The 15575-nt window shown below is 70.3% G+C and carries 15 protein-coding genes; 11 read left to right on the forward strand and 4 right to left on the reverse strand.

Annotated features, from left to right (window positions below; genetic code table 11):
• Nucleotides 1-187: 187 nt before the first annotated feature.
• Entirely contained in the window at nucleotides 188-2413 is a 2226-nt protein-coding gene (locus B4V04_RS09235; protein WP_498231053.1) for an ATP-dependent DNA helicase, read from the forward strand.
• A gap of 39 nt (nucleotides 2414-2452) precedes the next feature.
• Here the strand turns inward: B4V04_RS09235 and B4V04_RS09240 are convergent, their stop codons facing one another.
• On the reverse strand, nucleotides 2453-2812 hold the full coding sequence (locus B4V04_RS09240) for a DUF7473 family protein (protein WP_498231055.1): 360 nt from the start codon (nucleotides 2810-2812) through the stop codon (nucleotides 2453-2455).
• 81 nt (nucleotides 2813-2893) lie between these two features.
• The gene (locus B4V04_RS09245) at nucleotides 2894-3451 is read right to left on the reverse strand and encodes a TATA-box-binding protein (protein ID WP_498231057.1); all 558 of its coding nucleotides are present in this window, start codon (nucleotides 3449-3451) and stop codon (nucleotides 2894-2896) included.
• Nucleotides 3452-3538: 87 nt separating this feature from the next.
• Here B4V04_RS09245 and B4V04_RS09250 point away from each other — a divergent pair, with 87 nt between their 5' ends.
• The 3 genes from B4V04_RS09250 (at nucleotide 3539) to rpiA (ending at nucleotide 6772) form a co-directional block, all read left to right on the forward strand.
• Nucleotides 3539-4633 (forward strand): TIGR01177 family methyltransferase, encoded by a 1095-nt coding sequence (locus tag B4V04_RS09250; protein ID WP_498231059.1) that lies wholly within the window; start codon nucleotides 3539-3541, stop codon nucleotides 4631-4633.
• Between the two features lie 194 nt (nucleotides 4634-4827).
• The gene (locus B4V04_RS09255; RefSeq protein WP_498231061.1) at nucleotides 4828-5955 is read left to right on the forward strand and encodes an ORC1-type DNA replication protein; all 1128 of its coding nucleotides are present in this window, start codon (nucleotides 4828-4830) and stop codon (nucleotides 5953-5955) included.
• A gap of 91 nt (nucleotides 5956-6046) precedes the next feature.
• Nucleotides 6047-6772 (forward strand): ribose-5-phosphate isomerase RpiA, encoded by a 726-nt coding sequence (rpiA, locus tag B4V04_RS09260; protein ID WP_498231063.1) that lies wholly within the window; start codon nucleotides 6047-6049, stop codon nucleotides 6770-6772.
• Nucleotides 6773-6873: 101 nt separating this feature from the next.
• Here the strand turns inward: rpiA and B4V04_RS09265 are convergent, their stop codons facing one another.
• On the reverse strand, nucleotides 6874-7041 hold the full coding sequence (locus B4V04_RS09265) for a DUF1931 family protein (RefSeq protein ID WP_004047560.1): 168 nt from the start codon (nucleotides 7039-7041) through the stop codon (nucleotides 6874-6876).
• Between the two features lie 188 nt (nucleotides 7042-7229).
• Between B4V04_RS09265 and larB the strand changes: the two genes are divergently transcribed.
• The 3 genes from larB to B4V04_RS09280 all read left to right on the forward strand — a co-directional run bounded on the left by larB (nucleotide 7230) and on the right by B4V04_RS09280 (nucleotide 8656).
• The gene (gene larB, locus B4V04_RS09270; protein WP_498231065.1) at nucleotides 7230-8015 is read left to right on the forward strand and encodes a nickel pincer cofactor biosynthesis protein LarB; all 786 of its coding nucleotides are present in this window, start codon (nucleotides 7230-7232) and stop codon (nucleotides 8013-8015) included.
• Nucleotides 8016-8149: 134 nt separating this feature from the next.
• Nucleotides 8150-8302, forward strand: a complete 153-nt coding sequence (locus B4V04_RS09275; RefSeq protein ID WP_008847299.1) for a DUF7563 family protein — start codon at nucleotides 8150-8152, stop codon at nucleotides 8300-8302.
• Nucleotides 8303-8383: 81 nt separating this feature from the next.
• The gene (locus B4V04_RS09280) at nucleotides 8384-8656 is read left to right on the forward strand and encodes a GIY-YIG nuclease family protein (protein ID WP_498231067.1); all 273 of its coding nucleotides are present in this window, start codon (nucleotides 8384-8386) and stop codon (nucleotides 8654-8656) included.
• Between the two features lie 16 nt (nucleotides 8657-8672).
• Here the strand turns inward: B4V04_RS09280 and hisG are convergent, their stop codons facing one another.
• The gene (gene hisG, locus B4V04_RS09285; protein ID WP_498231069.1) at nucleotides 8673-9563 is read right to left on the reverse strand and encodes an ATP phosphoribosyltransferase; all 891 of its coding nucleotides are present in this window, start codon (nucleotides 9561-9563) and stop codon (nucleotides 8673-8675) included.
• A gap of 160 nt (nucleotides 9564-9723) precedes the next feature.
• Here hisG and B4V04_RS09290 point away from each other — a divergent pair, with 160 nt between their 5' ends.
• The 4 genes from B4V04_RS09290 (at nucleotide 9724) to B4V04_RS09305 (ending at nucleotide 15029) form a co-directional block, all read left to right on the forward strand.
• Entirely contained in the window at nucleotides 9724-11619 is a 1896-nt protein-coding gene (locus B4V04_RS09290; protein ID WP_498231070.1) for a hypothetical protein, read from the forward strand.
• 72 nt (nucleotides 11620-11691) lie between these two features.
• Entirely contained in the window at nucleotides 11692-13746 is a 2055-nt protein-coding gene (gene uvrB / locus B4V04_RS09295) for an excinuclease ABC subunit UvrB (RefSeq protein WP_498231072.1), read from the forward strand.
• Nucleotides 13747-13824: 78 nt separating this feature from the next.
• Entirely contained in the window at nucleotides 13825-14355 is a 531-nt protein-coding gene (locus tag B4V04_RS09300) for a hypothetical protein (RefSeq protein ID WP_498231074.1), read from the forward strand.
• 74 nt (nucleotides 14356-14429) lie between these two features.
• Entirely contained in the window at nucleotides 14430-15029 is a 600-nt protein-coding gene (locus B4V04_RS09305; RefSeq protein WP_498231075.1) for a hypothetical protein, read from the forward strand.
• The last annotated feature ends 546 nt before the right edge of the window (nucleotides 15030-15575 follow it).

A 15575-nucleotide genomic window follows, 5' to 3' on the forward strand; every position in this document is an offset into this window, starting at 1 on the left:
TGGTTCAGTCGTCGGCCGAAAACCGGTAATAGGTGCCGGTAAAGTGTGGCGGCTGCGCACATATCCCAAACGAATATATACGTACTGAAACGAACCCGACGGAGCAGATCGTCGGAACGCCGCGCCTCCGAACCACTTTCGCCGCGGCACCCAACCCCTTTTAGCCGATGGCGACGAACCTCGGCCCGTGCCAGAGTCGCCGCATCTGCGGTTCTTCCCGTACGAGGAGCCGTACCCGAACCAGCGCGAGGCGATGGACAGGGTCGCCAACGCGCTGGACCGGGGGCAGGACGTGCTGTTCGAGGGCGCGCCCGGAACGGGGAAGACCCTCTCCGCGCTCGTGCCCGCCCTGGAGCACGCCCGCGAGCACGACCGCACGGTCGTGATCACGACCAACGTCCACCAGCAGATGCGGCAGTTCGTCGAGGACGCCCGCGCGATCACCCGCGAGGAGCCCATTCGCGCGGTCGTATTTAAGGGGAAGTCGTCGATGTGCCACATCGACGTCGACTACCAGGAGTGTCAGACCCTCCGGGACACCACCCGCGAGCTGGTCGAGACGGAGAGCGAGGTCCGCGAGCTGGAGGCGCGCCAGCGCGAGCTGCTCGCCGAGAGCCGCGAGGGCGACGCCGGGGCGGCCGAGGCCCGCGAGTCGATCATGGACGAGCTCGACGAGCTGGAGTCCGACGTCGACGAGTACGAGGCCGCGAACGTCTGCGCGCACTACCGGAACAACCTCGTCGAGGACACCGACGACTTCTTCGGGTGGCTGTTCGAGGACGTCCGCACCCCCGAGGACGTGTACGCGTACGCGGACGAGCGAGAGCTCTGCGGCTACGAGCTGCTCAAGGAGGGGATGGAGGGAGTCGACCTCGTGGTGTGCAACTACCACCACCTGCTCGACCCGAACATCCGCGAGCAGTTCTTCCGGTGGATCGACCGCGACCCCTCGGAGATCATCACCGTCTTCGACGAGGCCCACAACGTCGAGGACGCCGCCCGCGACCACGCCACTCGCACCCTCACCGAGACCACGCTCGACTCCGCCGTCGAGGAGCTCGCCGACAGCGACGACTCCCGCGCCGAGGCGGCCGAGAACGTCGTCCGCGCGTTCCGCGACGCCCTGGTCGAGACGTACGACGAGGCGCTCGGGTTCGGCGAACGCGAATCGGTCGGCGAGAACTGGGAGGACCTCTCCGTCGCCAACGACGACCGGCGGGACGACCTCACGCTCGCGTTCCTCCGCAACTACGAGGGGAAGGGGATCGACACGGAGACGGAGCTCGCCGTCCAGCTCGGGCAGGCGTTAGACGAGGAGTACGAGCGGCGCTACCGGGACGGCGAGACGACGACCCGGACCGAGTGCCAGACCCTCCAGGTCGCTCGGTTCGTCTCGACGTGGATGGACGAGGGGACCGAGCTCGGCCAGTACCCGGTGGTCTCGGTGCGCCGCGACGGCGCCACCGAGGAGGTGTACGGCCGCGCGGAGCTGTACACCTGCATCCCGCGTCGGGTGACCGAGGCGCTGTTCGACGAGGTCGCCGCCTCGGTGCTGATGAGCGCCACGCTCCGCCCCTTCGACGTCACCGAGGACGTGCTCGGCCTGCAGGACGCCGCGTCGCTCGCGTACGGGATGGCGTACCCCGAGGAGAACCGCCGGACGTTCGCGGTCGACACGCCGCCCCTGTTCGCCTCCGAGCGCAACGACCCGGAGACCCAGGAGACGGTGTCGTCGCTACTGCGCGACGCGATCCGGTTCACCCCGGGCAACACGCTCGCCTTCTTCCCCTCGTACGCCGAGGCCGAGCGCTACCACGAGCGGCTCGGCGGGGCCGCGGGCAGTGGCGCGACCGCCGACGTCGGCGCGGGCGGCGGGCTCGCGGCCGCCGCCCTCGGCTCCCTCTACCTCGACGGCCCCGGCGAGGACGAGGAGGACCTGCGCAGGCGGTTCGTCGAGAGCGACGACGCCACGCTGTTCACCTCGCTGTGGGGGACGCTCGCGGAGGGCGTGAGCTTCGACGCCGACGACGCCCGGACCGTGGTGGTCGTGGGGGTTCCTTACCCGCACCTCTCCGACCGGATGGAGGCGGTCCAGGACGCGTACGACCGGGCGTTCGCCGACCGCGACCGCGCCCGCGACCCCGGGTGGGCGTACGCCGTCGAGATCCCGACGATTCGCAAGACGCGGCAGGCGCTCGGCCGCGTGGTCCGCGGCCCCGACGACTTCGGCGTCCGGATCCTCGCCGACCGCCGGTACACGACGGCCGACATGGGGAAGTACTCGGTCCGGAGCGCGTTCCCGCCGGAGGAGCGCGAGGAACTGCTCGATCTCGACCCCGAGAAGCTGAAGTTCGCGATGCTGAACTTCTACGGCGACCACGACGCGTACGGCGGGGCGCCGCCGGAGCCGTGAGGCGGGCCGGGCGCCGGTCGGCGCGCCTCGGCGGGGTGGCTACCCCGGCATCGTCGAGAGCAGCACCGTGATCCCCAGCAACACGATCCCCATGAGCGTCGTGATCACGGCGTGGATCACGGTCATCCCGACCACGATCCGCCGGGGCTGGTCGTAGCTCCACGCGAACATCGCGCCGTCGACGAGCAGCGCCGCGGGGACGAGCAGCGCCTCGGAGACGGCGAACGCCCCGCCGACGACGCCGATCACCGCGGGGAGCGGGCCGACGTAGAGGGCGCGGCGCGGGTCGACGTCGCCGAGGACGTTCCGGGCGGCGAGGTGGGCGGTCACGGAGAGGAACAGCGCGAACAGGAGGACCGTCCCCAGCACCGTGATCGGCGTCACCGTCTGTAGGAGCATACCCGAGCTACGGGACGGCAGGTAAAAGTGGTCGCGGGATCGGACCGACGCGAGCGGTCGGGGTCGCGGGGCGTCGCCCGCCTACGCCAGCAGCCCGAGGCCGTTCAGCTCCTCGACGATCACGTCGACGGCGGCCGCCGCGTCGTCCGGGCTCGTCCCGCCCGTGACGACCAGCTTCCCGCTGCCGAACAGGAGCGCCACGACGTCCGGTTCGTCCAGCCGGTAGACGAGCCCCGGGAACTGCTCCGGCTCGTACTCGATGTGTTCGAGCCCGAGCCCGATCGCGATCGCGTTGAGGTTGAGGCTCTCGCCGAGATCGGCGGACGTGACGATGTTCTGGACCGTGATCTCGGGGTCCTCGATCGGGATCTGGAGCGCGCGGAGCTCGTCGAACACGATCGCGAGGCTCTCGTGGACGGCGTCGATGGAGTTCGCGCCCGTGCACACGATCTTCCCGGACCGGAAGATCAGCGCGGCCGATTTCGGGTCCGTGGTGCGGTAGACGAGTCCGGGGAACTGCTCGGGGTCGTAGTCGGCGCCCTCCAGGTCCATCGCCACGCTCTGGAGATCGAGCTCCTGCCCGATCCCCGTGGAGGCAACGACGTTCTCTATCGTGATCGTCTCCTTCGGATCGGCCATTACTACCAACACGATCGGTTGAATCGTTTAAAAAGGTGCGTGGTCGGAACCGCTATCCTCTTGCGAGCGGCTCCCCGACTCCGGGGCGTGTACTGGCTCGAACTCGCCGGGGAGACGGACGCGTTCGCCGCCCGTGAGGCCGCGACCGCGGCGACCGGCGTGGAGCTGCTCGCGCCCGGGATCGCGAGCGCCGGCAGCGTCGGTCTGGACCGAAGCGGACCGGGAGTGACCGACGGGGGCGACGGCGCCGCGGTCCGCCGGCTCGCCTACACCCGCGCCGCCCACGAGGCGGTCGCCCGCACGGACGCCGACCTCGACGCCTCCGTCGCCGCGCTGAACGCGGCGCCGCTCGACCGCTCGGGGACGGTCGCGGTGCGCGCCCGCAACGTCCGGAACACGGCGACGGTCTCGACGACCGACGCCGAGCGCGAACTCGGGGGCGTCCTCGTCGACCGCGGGTTCGACGTCGACCTCGACGACCCGGACCACGTCCTGCGCGCGCTGTTCGCCGCGGGCGAGCGCGCCGCCCACGACGCGATTCCCGGCGCCGACGGCGGCGACGCGTCGGTCTGCGCGCTCGGCTGGGTCGCCGCCGAGGCCGCCCGCGACTTCGCCCCGAAGCCGACCGACCGCCCGTTCTTCCAGCCGGGGAGCATGGCGCCGGCCGACGCCCGCGCGTACGTCAACCTCGCGGGCGCCGCGCCCGGGCGGACCCTGCTCGACCCGATGTGCGGCACCGGCGGGCTTCCGCTCGAAGCCGGGCTCGTCGGAAGCGACGCGGTCGCCTGCGACGCTCAGCGGAAGATGGTCCGCGGGACGCGGGAGAACCTCCGCGAGTACGTGGGCGGGGGGCCCGAGGCACCGCCGGACGGCGGGGGCGCCCCCGACTGGCACGTCGCCCGCGGCGACGCCACCGCCCTTCCCCTGCGCGACGACGCGGTCGACGGCGTCGCCTTCGACGCCCCGTACGGCCGCCAGTCGAAGATCGCCACCCACGACCTCGCAGACCTCGTCTCGGGCGCGCTCGCGGAGGCCGCCCGGGTCGCGCCCCGCGCCGTCGTCGTCGCCGATCGCGACTGGCGCGCGGCGGCGCGCGCGGCGGGCTGGACCGTCGACGCCGCCTTCGAGCGACGGGTTCACCGGTCGCTCACCCGACACGTGCTGGTGCTCGACCGGGAGTGAGCGCGCCGTGGGCGTCACGGGGGCGATCGGCGACGACGACGGCGCGTGTCCGGCCCGAAATCGGCCCGTTCGCACCGCCCCGAGAGTGAACGTCCGGTCGGAGAGAACCGGTGTCTGAGACTCGCAGCCGACAAGTTTCAGTTTCACTCCCCCTGCGGGCAACGGTTAAGTGGACGGCCTGTCGTGGTGTTCACATGACCGGGGACGCCGGCGGCGACATGCTCTCGTGGGACGAGTCGGTGTTCCGCGACGAGTCGGTGTTCGAGATCGACCACGTCCCCGAGACGTTCCGCCACCGCGAGAGCCAGCTGGAGAGCCTGAAGTACGCGCTCCGGCCCGCGGTGCGCGGCTCCCGCCCGCTCAACACGATGGTGCGCGGCCCGCCCGGCACCGGCAAGACGACCGCCGTCCAGAAGCTGTTCGGCGAGCTCGGCGCCCGCACCGACGTCCGGACGGTCCGCGTCAACTGCCAGGTCGACTCGACGCGATACGCCGTCTTCTCGCGGCTGTTCGAGGGGATATTCGACTACGAGCCGCCCTCCTCCGGGATCTCGTTCAAGAAGCTGTTCGGGCAGATCACCGACCGGCTCGTCGAGGAGGACGACGTGCTCGTCGTCGCCTTAGACGACGTGAACTACCTCTTCTACGAGAACGAGGCGTCCGACACGCTCTACTCGCTGCTCCGCGCCCACGAGGCGCACTCGGGCGCGAAGATCGGCGTCATCGTCGTCTCCTCCGATCTGGGCCTCGACGTGATCGACGACCTCGACACCCGCGTGCAGTCGGTGTTCCGCCCCGAGGAGGTGTACTTCCCCGTCTACGACGCCACCGAGATCTACGACATCCTCTTCGAGCGCGCGAAGCGCGGCTTCCACGACGGCGTCATCGGCGACACCGAACTGGAGCGGGTCGCCGACCTCACCGCCGAGAGCGGCGACCTCCGGGTCGGGATCGACCTGCTCCGCCGCGCCGGGCTGAACGCCGAGATGCGCGCCTCGAAGACGATCGCCGAGGAGGACGTCGAGTCGGCGTACGACAAGTCGAAGCACGTCCACCTCTCGCGGTCGCTCCGCGGCCTCTCGGAGTCCGAGCGCGCCCTCGTCCGCGTGCTCGCGGAGAACGACGGCCAGCGCGCCGGGACGGTGTACGAGGCGTTCCGCGACGAGACGGAGCTCGGCTACACCCGCTACTCCGAGATCATCAACAAGCTCGACCAGCTCGGCGTGATCGAGGCCGAGTACGCCGACGTGGAGGGGCGCGGCCGCTCCCGCGAGCTCTCCCTCGCGTACGACGCCGAGGCGGTGCTGGACCGACTGGAGTGAGGGCGCCGTCTGCGGCGGCCCGCCGCGGGATCGGTCGAACCCGCCCGGACGACGCCGACGCCTTTTCGGTCTCCCCCGTCGAGTCGGAGGTATGAAGACGAGCGGCGGCAGCGACGCGGCGAAGCGACGCGCCGGCGAGTCGGCGGCGGCGGCGGTCGACGACGGCGACGTCGTCGGGCTCGGGACGGGCTCGACCGCGGCCCACGCGATCCGACGCCTGGGCGACCGGGTCGACGCCGGGCTGGACGTGCGCGGCGTCCCGACCTCGTTCGCGAGCCGCGAACTCGCCGCCGACCGGGGGATCCCCCTGCTCGACCTCGACGAGGCGGTGGGGCCGGACGCGCCCGGGATCGACGTCGCGATCGACGGGGCCGATCAGGTCGCGGTCGGCGGCGGCGACGAGCCGACCGCGGACGCCCTGATAAAGGGCGGCGGCGCCGCGCACGCCCGCGAGAAGCTGGTCGACGCCGCGGCCGACCGCTTCCTCGTCGTCGCCGACCCGTCGAAGGAGACGTCCCTCCTCGACAGATCAGTTCCCGTCGAGGCGTTACCCGCCGGTCGCTCGGTCGTCGCCGAGGCGGTCCGCGCGGCGGGCGGCGAGCCGACCCTCCGTCGCGCGGAGCGGAAGGACGGTCCGGTCGTCACCGACAACGGGAACCTCGTTCTCGACTGCGCGTTCGGCGAGATCGCGGAGCCGCCGGCGCTCGCGGCGACCCTCTCCGCGATTCCGGGCGTCGTCGAACACGGGCTCTTCGTCGACCTCGCCGACGAGGTCCACGTCGGGACGGACTCCGGAGTGCGGGTGCTCACGCGCTGATCTCGGAGGGACGTCGCTGCCGACGTGCGCCGCAGTCGCGCCGCTCGGCGGTCGGCGGCCATCGCGCGGTCGAAAAAATCGGGTCGAGAGTCGCGTCCGCCTTAGAGGTCGCGCGGCTGGACCGTCTTGCGGTCGTTGGCCTCGGCGCGGCGCGCGGCGTCTTCGAGCAGCTCGTCCACTTCGTCGTCGAGCGCGTCGTAGAAGTCCGAAGCGACGTTCTTGTCGTCCAGGGCTTCCTTGACGGCCGCTTTGACAATAAGGTCTGCCATGCGATCGGTGGTATCCATCGACAGTTAATAAGAGTTCCTGAATTCGACCGCGAGGGGCTCCCTGCGGCCCGTTCGCGAGGGGGTGCCGGAACGCTCCCTTATAAGCTTTGTGAGACCGGTCGGCGAGCGGGGCCGCTCGTCCGCCGCGGACCGATAAGTTCGACCCGTTCCGACTCCGACGGAGACGCATGCGCGACACGCTCGAGGCGCTCGACGCCGGCGACATCGGCGTCGCGGAGGCGGAATCGCGACTCGCGGGCTACGCGACGACGGCGGCCGGCCGGTTCGACGCCGCCCGCGAACACCGGCGGGGGATCCCCGAGGCGGTCCTCGCCGAGGGGAAGACGCCGGCGGAGGTCGCTGCGCTGACGGCGACCGCGGTCGAAACGACCGGCCGCGCGCTGGTCACCCGGGCCGACGCCGAGGACGCGGCGGCGATCCGGACGGCGATGGCGGACCTCGAACTCGACACTCCGGACCCGCTCGACCCGACCGTCGACCGCGACGAACGGGCCGGGACGGTGGTCGTCCACGCCGCCGACTTCGACCCGCCCGCGCTCGACGCGACGGTCGCGGTCGTCGCGGCCGGCACCGCCGACGCGGCGGCCGCGGGCGAGGCGGCGGTCGTCGTCCGCGAGATCGGGGCGACCGTCGACCGCGTCGACGACGTCGGCGTCGCGAACCTCGACCGGATCTTAGACCAGCGCGAGCGGATCCGCGAGGCCGACGCCGTCGTGGTCGCGGCGGGCCGCGAGGGGGCGCTCCCGACGGTCGTCGCGGGGCTCGTCGCGGCGCCGGTGATCGCGCTCCCGGTGTCGACGGGGTACGGCGCCGGCGGCGAGGGCGTCGCCGCGCTCCACGGCGCGCTCCAGTCCTGCTCGGTGCTCACGACGGTGAACGTCGACGCCGGCTTCGTCGCCGGCGCGCAGGCGGGGCTTATCGCCCGCGCGGTCGACGCGGCGCGAGGCGACTGACCGCCCGGGCCGGCGTCGGAGTCATCCGACCTATGACGGGCGTTTATACGTGTTTTTCCGGAATCTGGCGGGGGTGAAAAAGGGTATTTGTTCGTCCAATCCCTAGGGCCCCCGCCGGTGAACGCCGGTACCGAATGCCACGCTGTGACCACTGCGGGTCGCACGTCTCGGACCGCTTCGCACGCGTCTTCGCGGACGAGCACGGCGACCTGAACGCCTGTCCGGACTGTTCCGCGAACGCCGGGATCGCCGAGGTCTCCCGGGAGCGCGCCCGTACCGGGGACTGAATCGGTCGATCCCGTCCGAACCGAGACCGGCAGCTAACCGAGACCGGCAGCTATTCCTCGCGCCCGCGCCGACCGGACGCCGTGTCGACGCCGAGTCAGGACGCGCCGCACTGCGTCTACGTGATCGAGTGCGCGGACGGGACCCTTTACACCGGCTACACCACCGACGTGGAGCGGCGCGTCGCCGAGCACGACGCCGGCGAGGGCGCGAAGTACACCCGCGGGCGGACGCCCGTGACGCTGCGACACGTCGAGTCGTTCGACTCGAAGTCCGCGGCGATGTCGCGGGAACACGCGATCAAGTCGCTCACCCGCGCGGAGAAGGAGGCGCTGATCGAGGGCGACGGCGGCTGAGGAGTCGCTTCGCGCCCTACTCCACCAGCCGCTCGATCTCGGTGACGAGGATGCCGCTCGCGCCGACCGCCTTCAGCTCCGAGATCGTCGCGAACACGTCGCGCTCCTCGACGACGGCGTGGACCGCCACCATCCCGTTCCCGTTCTCGTCGGCCTCTACGTCCATCACCGTCGGGCCGCCGAGCCCGGGGATCACGTCTTTCACCTCGTCGAGCCGGTCCGTCGGCGCGTTCATCATCAGGTAGCGCCGGCCGTCGGCCGCGAGCACGGACTCGAAGGCGGTGCGCACCTGTCCGACCTTCGCGTCGTCGACCACGTCGGGGCGCGCGAACAGCCGCACCGAGGAGGCGAGCACGTCGTCGATGACGGCTAAGCGATTCACCTTCAGCGTCGTCCCCGTCGAGGTGATGTCGACGATTGCGTCGGCCATGTCGACGTGGGGCGTCAGCTCGGTCGCGCCCGTCACGGTGACCACGTCGGCGTCGACCCCCACGCGGTCGAGGTAGTCGCGGGTGACGCCCGGGAACTCGGTGGCGATCGTCCCGCCGGCCAGGTCCCCGACGGTCGAGACGTCGCCGTCCTCCGGCGCCGCGAGGACGAGCTTACAGGAGCCGTATCCCAGATCGAGCAGGTCGACGAGGTCGTCGTCGGCCGCGGACGCGGCGTCGTCCGCCACGCCCCCGGACTCCGCGGCCTGGTCGAGCCCCGTGATCCCGAGGTCGGCCGCGCCGTCGCGGACGTACTCGGGGATGTCGGCCGCGCGCGCGTACAGCACCGTCACGTCGGGGTCGACGGTGTCGGCGTACAGCTGACGGTCGGCGGTCTCCTCGACGTGGAGTCCCGCGCGCTCCAACAGCGAGAGCGTCGGGTCGTGCAGGCGGCCCTTGTTGGGGACGGCGATGCGCATACCCGACGACTCGCGGGGCGACGGGGAAACGTTTTCGTCCGATGGCTCGGTCGCTGCGAACCCGGTACCGACGGCGGATCCGGGTACCGGACGAACTGCGTGCGAGCTAGCGCGTTAATATACTCTATCTTATATACTTATAAAACATTATGAATGTCGTATGAGTATAATACCCACCGACGCGAGACGCCGAACCGGAGGCAGTACCGACGGGCTCGGACCGACGAGACGGGCGGTTCTCGCCGCCGGTGGGGTAGTCGCGCTCGGCGGGCTCGCGGGGTGTTCCGGCCTCGACGGACTGGTGGACCGCGCCGGCGAGCAGGTGCTCGGGACGACGGTCTCCACGCCGGCGGCGTTTTACGCCGGGCGGCCGCTGTCGGACGACTCGGCGGGTGACGGCGGAAGCAGCGGCCAGACGCAGGTCCTCCGCACCGGCCCGATCGATATCGTGTATGTGCCGGCGACAGCTCGGGCCGACTCCCGGAAAATCGAGCTCGAAGGATTTTCGGTCAGCGGGGCGACGAAAGCTCAGGACTACAACTCCTCGCGTTCGAACAAATACTCGTCGGTGGTCGGTCCCGACGACGACATCGTCGACGACGACGATGACGCGGACGGTATTCTGGAGGTCGAACTCGGGCTGCTGGGCCACGTCGTGACCGCACGGGACGCCGTGGAGCGACGCGCCCCGGACGAAGCGAAACGCGCCCTCGACGCGTTCATCGACGACACCGAGACTGCCCTCAGACCGAAACTCGACAAGTGCGGGACCGGCGTCTGTGAGACCGTCCGTGAGAACTCGGACATTCGGGCACAGGGCGTTCGGATCGCACGTCGAGCCGTCGACGACGCGAACTGGGCCATGGCGGTGCGAGAGCTCGCGGGCGTCGAGGAGATCGTCCTCGGAGACATCGAGCGGCTCGACGACGTACTCGTCGAACGTCGCCCCGGGCGACCGCGGTTCATCGACATTATCGAGTACCTGCGAGACGCACCGACCGTCGGCGAGCGCTTCACCGTCTGCCTGCCCGACGCCAGTCTGCCGGGCGACCTCGGCTCGCTGGCCGAGGAACTCACGCCTGGACGCGTGCTCAGCTACTTCGCCGCGTCGCACGAGGAGGACGGACGACACACGCCGTTCCACAATAAATACCGTCCGCAGTTCGCGGTCGAGTACGACGACGGCTGTATCCAGATCGACGGCCCCGTGTCGCTCCACCGCGACCTCGCCTGTCAGACGATTCTCTCGGCCGAACTCGACACGTACCGCACCGAGAACCGGGGTATCGTCGGCTACAGCACCGAGGGCGGCGCCGTCGTGAGCGGCGCGCCGGCGTCGGCCGACGCCGACGGGAAGTGCGTCTTCGTCGCGGCCGACGGCACCCTCCGCGAGCCCGAGACGCTCGACTCGTGGGGCGAGATCATCTTGGGCGAGGACAGGGATATGGTGATGCCGGGAGACGGCGACGTCTCGGTGAGCCCGACGCTCGTCTGTCCCGTGGCCGTGACGCCGGCGGACTGCCCGTGTCCGCTGCCCGGGCTGTTCTACGTTCGGCGGATCGTCCGCGACGAGCAGATCGTCTTCGCCGGCGGGTGGATCCTCGACGAGGGCGCGCTGTACGAGGATTCGGTGACTCTCCTGTTCGACGAGGGACCGACCGAGATCGCGAGCGTAACCCCCGACGACATCGAGAGCGACGACTTCGACGACCGCATCGTCGAGGAATTCTCCCGCGACCGGAGCCGATACGGGTCGGTGATCGGCAGCGCTCAGGCAGCGGGAACCGAGATGAACAAGGCGGAACTGATCGAGGCGATGGCGTCGCACGCGTTGACGCAGACCGACGAGGGGCGGAAGGGGCTCAACGCCGTGAACGTCAAGGTACTCGGCAGACAGGGAGACGATGACGGCGACGAGGGGCCGACCTACGCGAGCGCGACCGCCTTGGACGCCCCGCTCGTCCATCTGGCCGGAGCCGGAGAGCGATCGCCGAACGAGAATATCGGGTTGTTGTCGCGAGGGATCGATAAGAAAGACATTCGCAGAGGGACGTGACCGCTCGCACGGGACCGCGCCGCCGTCGATCCCCGCGCCGCTCAAGTGCCTCCGCCGCCAACGACCGGTATCGTGAGCGACGCCGACTCCCCCCTCTCGGAGGACCGCCCGACCGTCGACCGCCCGCTCCGGGTCGACGCCCCGTTCGAGCCCGCGGGCGACCAGCCCGAGGCGATCGAACAGCTGGTGGAGGGGTACGAGTCGGGTGCCGACAAACAGACCCTCCTCGGCGTCACCGGCTCCGGGAAGACGAACACCGTCTCGTGGGTCGCCGAGAAGCTCGATCGGCCGACCCTCGTCTTAGCCCACAACAAGACGCTCGCGGCCCAGCTGTACGAGGAGTTCCGCGAGCTGTTCCCGGACAACGCGGTCGAGTACTTCGTCTCCTACTACGACTACTACCAGCCGGAGGCGTACGTCGAGCAGACTGACACGTTCATCGACAAGGAGATGTCGATCAACGAGGAGATCGACCGCCTCCGTCACTCCGCGACGCGCTCGCTTCTCACCCGCGACGACGTGATCGTGGTCGCCTCGGTCTCGGCCATCTACGGGCTCGGCGACCCGCAGAACTACCGGGACATGGCGCTCCGCTTAGAGATCGGCGAGGAGGTCGGTCGCGAGGAGCTGCTCGCCCGGCTCGTCGATCTGAACTACGAGCGCAACGACGTCGACTTCACGCAGGGCACCTTCCGCGTCAGAGGCGACACCGTCGAGATCTACCCGATGTACGGGCGGTACGCGGTGCGCGTGGAGCTGTGGGGCGACGAGATCGACCGGATGATCAAGGTCGACCCGATGAAAGGCGAGGTCGTGAGCGAGGAGCCGGCCGTCATGCTCCACCCCGCGGAGCACTACTCGATCCCCGACGACAAGCTGGAGCAGGCGATCGCGGAGATCGAGGACCTGATGGAGAAGCGGGTCAGCTACTTCGAGCGGCAGGGCGACCTCGTCGCCGCCCAGCGCATCGAGGAGCGCACCACGTTCGACGTCGAGATGCTCCGCGAGGCGGGCTACTGCTCGGGGATCGAGAACTACTCGGTCCACATGGACGACCGCGAGTCGGGCGACGCCCCGTACACCCTCCTCGACTACTTCCCCGACGACTTCCTCACCGTGATCGACGAGTCCCACCAGACGATCCCGCAGATCAAAGGACAGTACGAGGGGGACAAGTCCCGGAAGGACTCGCTGGTCGAGAACGGGTTCCGGCTCCCGACCGCCTACGACAACCGCCCGCTCACCTTCGAGGAGTTCGAGGGGAAGACGGACCGAACCCTCTACGTCTCCGCGACCCCCGGCGACTACGAGCGCGAGACCTCCGACCGGATCGTCGAGCAGATCGTCCGGCCGACCCACCTCGTCGATCCCAAGGTGGAGGTGACGGAGGCGACCGGACAGGTCGAGGACCTCTTAGGGCGGGTCGACGAGCGGATCGAGCGCGACGAGCGCGTCCTCGTCACCACCCTCACCAAGCGGATGGCCGAGGACCTCACGGAGTACTTCGAGGAGGCCGGCGTCGACGTGGCGTACATGCACGACGAGACGGACACCCTCGAGCGCCACGAGATCATCCGGGACCTCCGCCTCGGCAACATCGACGTGCTCGTCGGGATCAACCTGCTCCGCGAGGGGCTCGACATCCCGGAGGTCTCCCTAGTGGCCATCCTCGACGCCGACCAAGAGGGGTTCCTCCGCTCGACGACCACCCTCGTCCAGACGATGGGCCGGGCCGCCCGCAACGTCAACGGCGAGGTCGTCCTCTACGCCGACCGGGTGACCGACTCGATGGAGGCCGCCATCGAGGAGACCCAGCGCCGCCGCGAGATCCAGCTGGAGTACAACGAGGAACACGGCTACGAGGCGACGACGATCGACAAGCCGGTCGGCGAGACGAACCTCCCGGGCTCGAAGACGGACACCTCGTCGGTCAGCGTCGGCGACGTGGAGAGCGAAGACGAGGCCGAAGCGCAGATCGAGGCGCTCGAAGAGCGCATGGACGAGGCGGCGAGCAACCTGGAGTTCGAACTCGCCGCGGACATCCGCGACCGGATCGCCGAGCTCCGTCGGGCCTTCGAGCTCGACGCCGACGACGGGGGCGTGCCCGCGCCGATGGTCGACGAGTAGCCCGTCGTTCGAATCCGATTATCACGCGTCGCGAGCGCGACGGCTGGGTTTTTATCCGCGAACGTCGGAGCCCGTCGCATGCACCGTCGCGCGGTCGTGGCCGGCGTCCTCACCGTCGCCACCGCGGGCTGCGTCGACCGCCTCCACGACCTCGCGGCGTCGACGCCCCGGGACCTGGGGGTCCGGAGCCGCTACGTCGACGGCAACCCGCTGGTTGACGGGCAGAGCGTCCGCGATCGCCCCGCGGAGATCGTCACCCACGCCGCCTCCTTCCGGTCGAGCGCGGCGGCGAGGAACGCCCTCCGTCCCGACGCCGCGGAGGCGGGAGCGTTCGTCGACGCGACCGCCTTCGTCGACGACGGCGGGGAGGCCGTGCTCGTCGTCGCCCAGCGGCTCACTGCGCCCGAGGTCGAGCTCCGCCTCGGCGCGGTCAGCCGCACCGGCGACCGATCGCTCCGGATCGCCGTCGACCGCGTCGGCGTCCGCGGCGACGTCGAGACCGACGACCCGGTCGTCAAGACCCTCCTGATCCGACTGACGGACGAGCGGGGGCCGCCCGAGCGCGTCGTCGTCTCGATCGACGGCGACCGGGCCGGCGTGACCGTGTAGGCCCGTCTCGGTGTCGAGGGCGATCCCGTCTCAGTCCCGCGATCGTTTTGTGTCTCGCCGGTCTTCCGGTCGGTATGACCGCTCTCCGTCGCCGCCTCCTCGGTCTCGCCTTACTCGCGGTCGCCGCCGTCGCGTTCGCGGGTGCGGCCGCCGTCGCGCCCGCGATCGTTCCCGGATCGGCGACCGCGTCCGGCGACCCCGACCTCGTCGTGCCCGCTCCGCGATCGCTGCTGGCCGCGCCAGCGCTCCTCGCGGCCGGATCGGTGCTGGTGGTCTCCGGCGCGGCCGCGCTCGCCGACGCCGACCTCTCCGCGCGCGCGGCCCTCCTCGCGCCCGCGCTCGGCGCCGTCGGCGCGCTCGCGCTCGGCGCGGGGATCGGCGCCGACTTCGGGGCGTCCCTCGCCGCGTTCGCCGCGTCGGACGCGCTCGCGACGCTGGCCTCCGGTCCGCCCGCCGCGGTCGCGGCCGGCGCCCTCGCCGGCGGCGCGGTGGCGCCCGTCGTCCGCGCCGCGACCACGGAGGACACCGTCTCGCTGCTCGTCGGTGCGGTGCTGCTGCTCGCGTCGGTCGTCGCGGTCCCCGGGTCCGCGTTCGCGCTCGCCGCCGGGGGAGCCGCCGGCGTCCTCGCCGTCGGCGCGCTCTGGGCGGTCGATCCGGTGAACTGGCGCCCCTGACCGCCCGGATTCGTTCGAGATCGACTTCGACCCTTGTTCACTGGGCGTTCGCTTTCGGCCTCCAGCTCGATGTCGCGGTCGGCCTCGCGGGTCGCCGCCTCCCGCCGGGCGGGGTTGACGTCGTCCGAGTCTCACGTCCCGTCGGTCCCTCGCTCGCGCTCGGCTCCGGGGTCGCCCTTCTCGCCGAACTGCTCGACGGAGCCCTCGTAATTGGACTACTGTAGGGACTTGACGCCGCCAGTTGGGCATTGTAGCGACCACCCGTAACCGGAAGTCACCGCTCAGTCCCCGTCTCGGCACCGCCCGTTCGTGGATCGGAGGAACGACTCCGCTCTCCCAGTATGAAAGCAAACTTGTTATACTACAACTTCATTGGTAATACTTATACCAGTGGAGTCTGTGTGGTCTGATACGGTTCACGCGGCTGAACTCACGTCACGCTGTAAGACCGTCTCCCGACCGACACGACTGCGATCGGACTCACCAGACTGACGCTAGAGTGGCAGAGGCAATCCAACGCAATCGGTCACGTTTGAGATGGCCAAC

The organism is Halorubrum sp. B52, assembly GCF_059752555.1.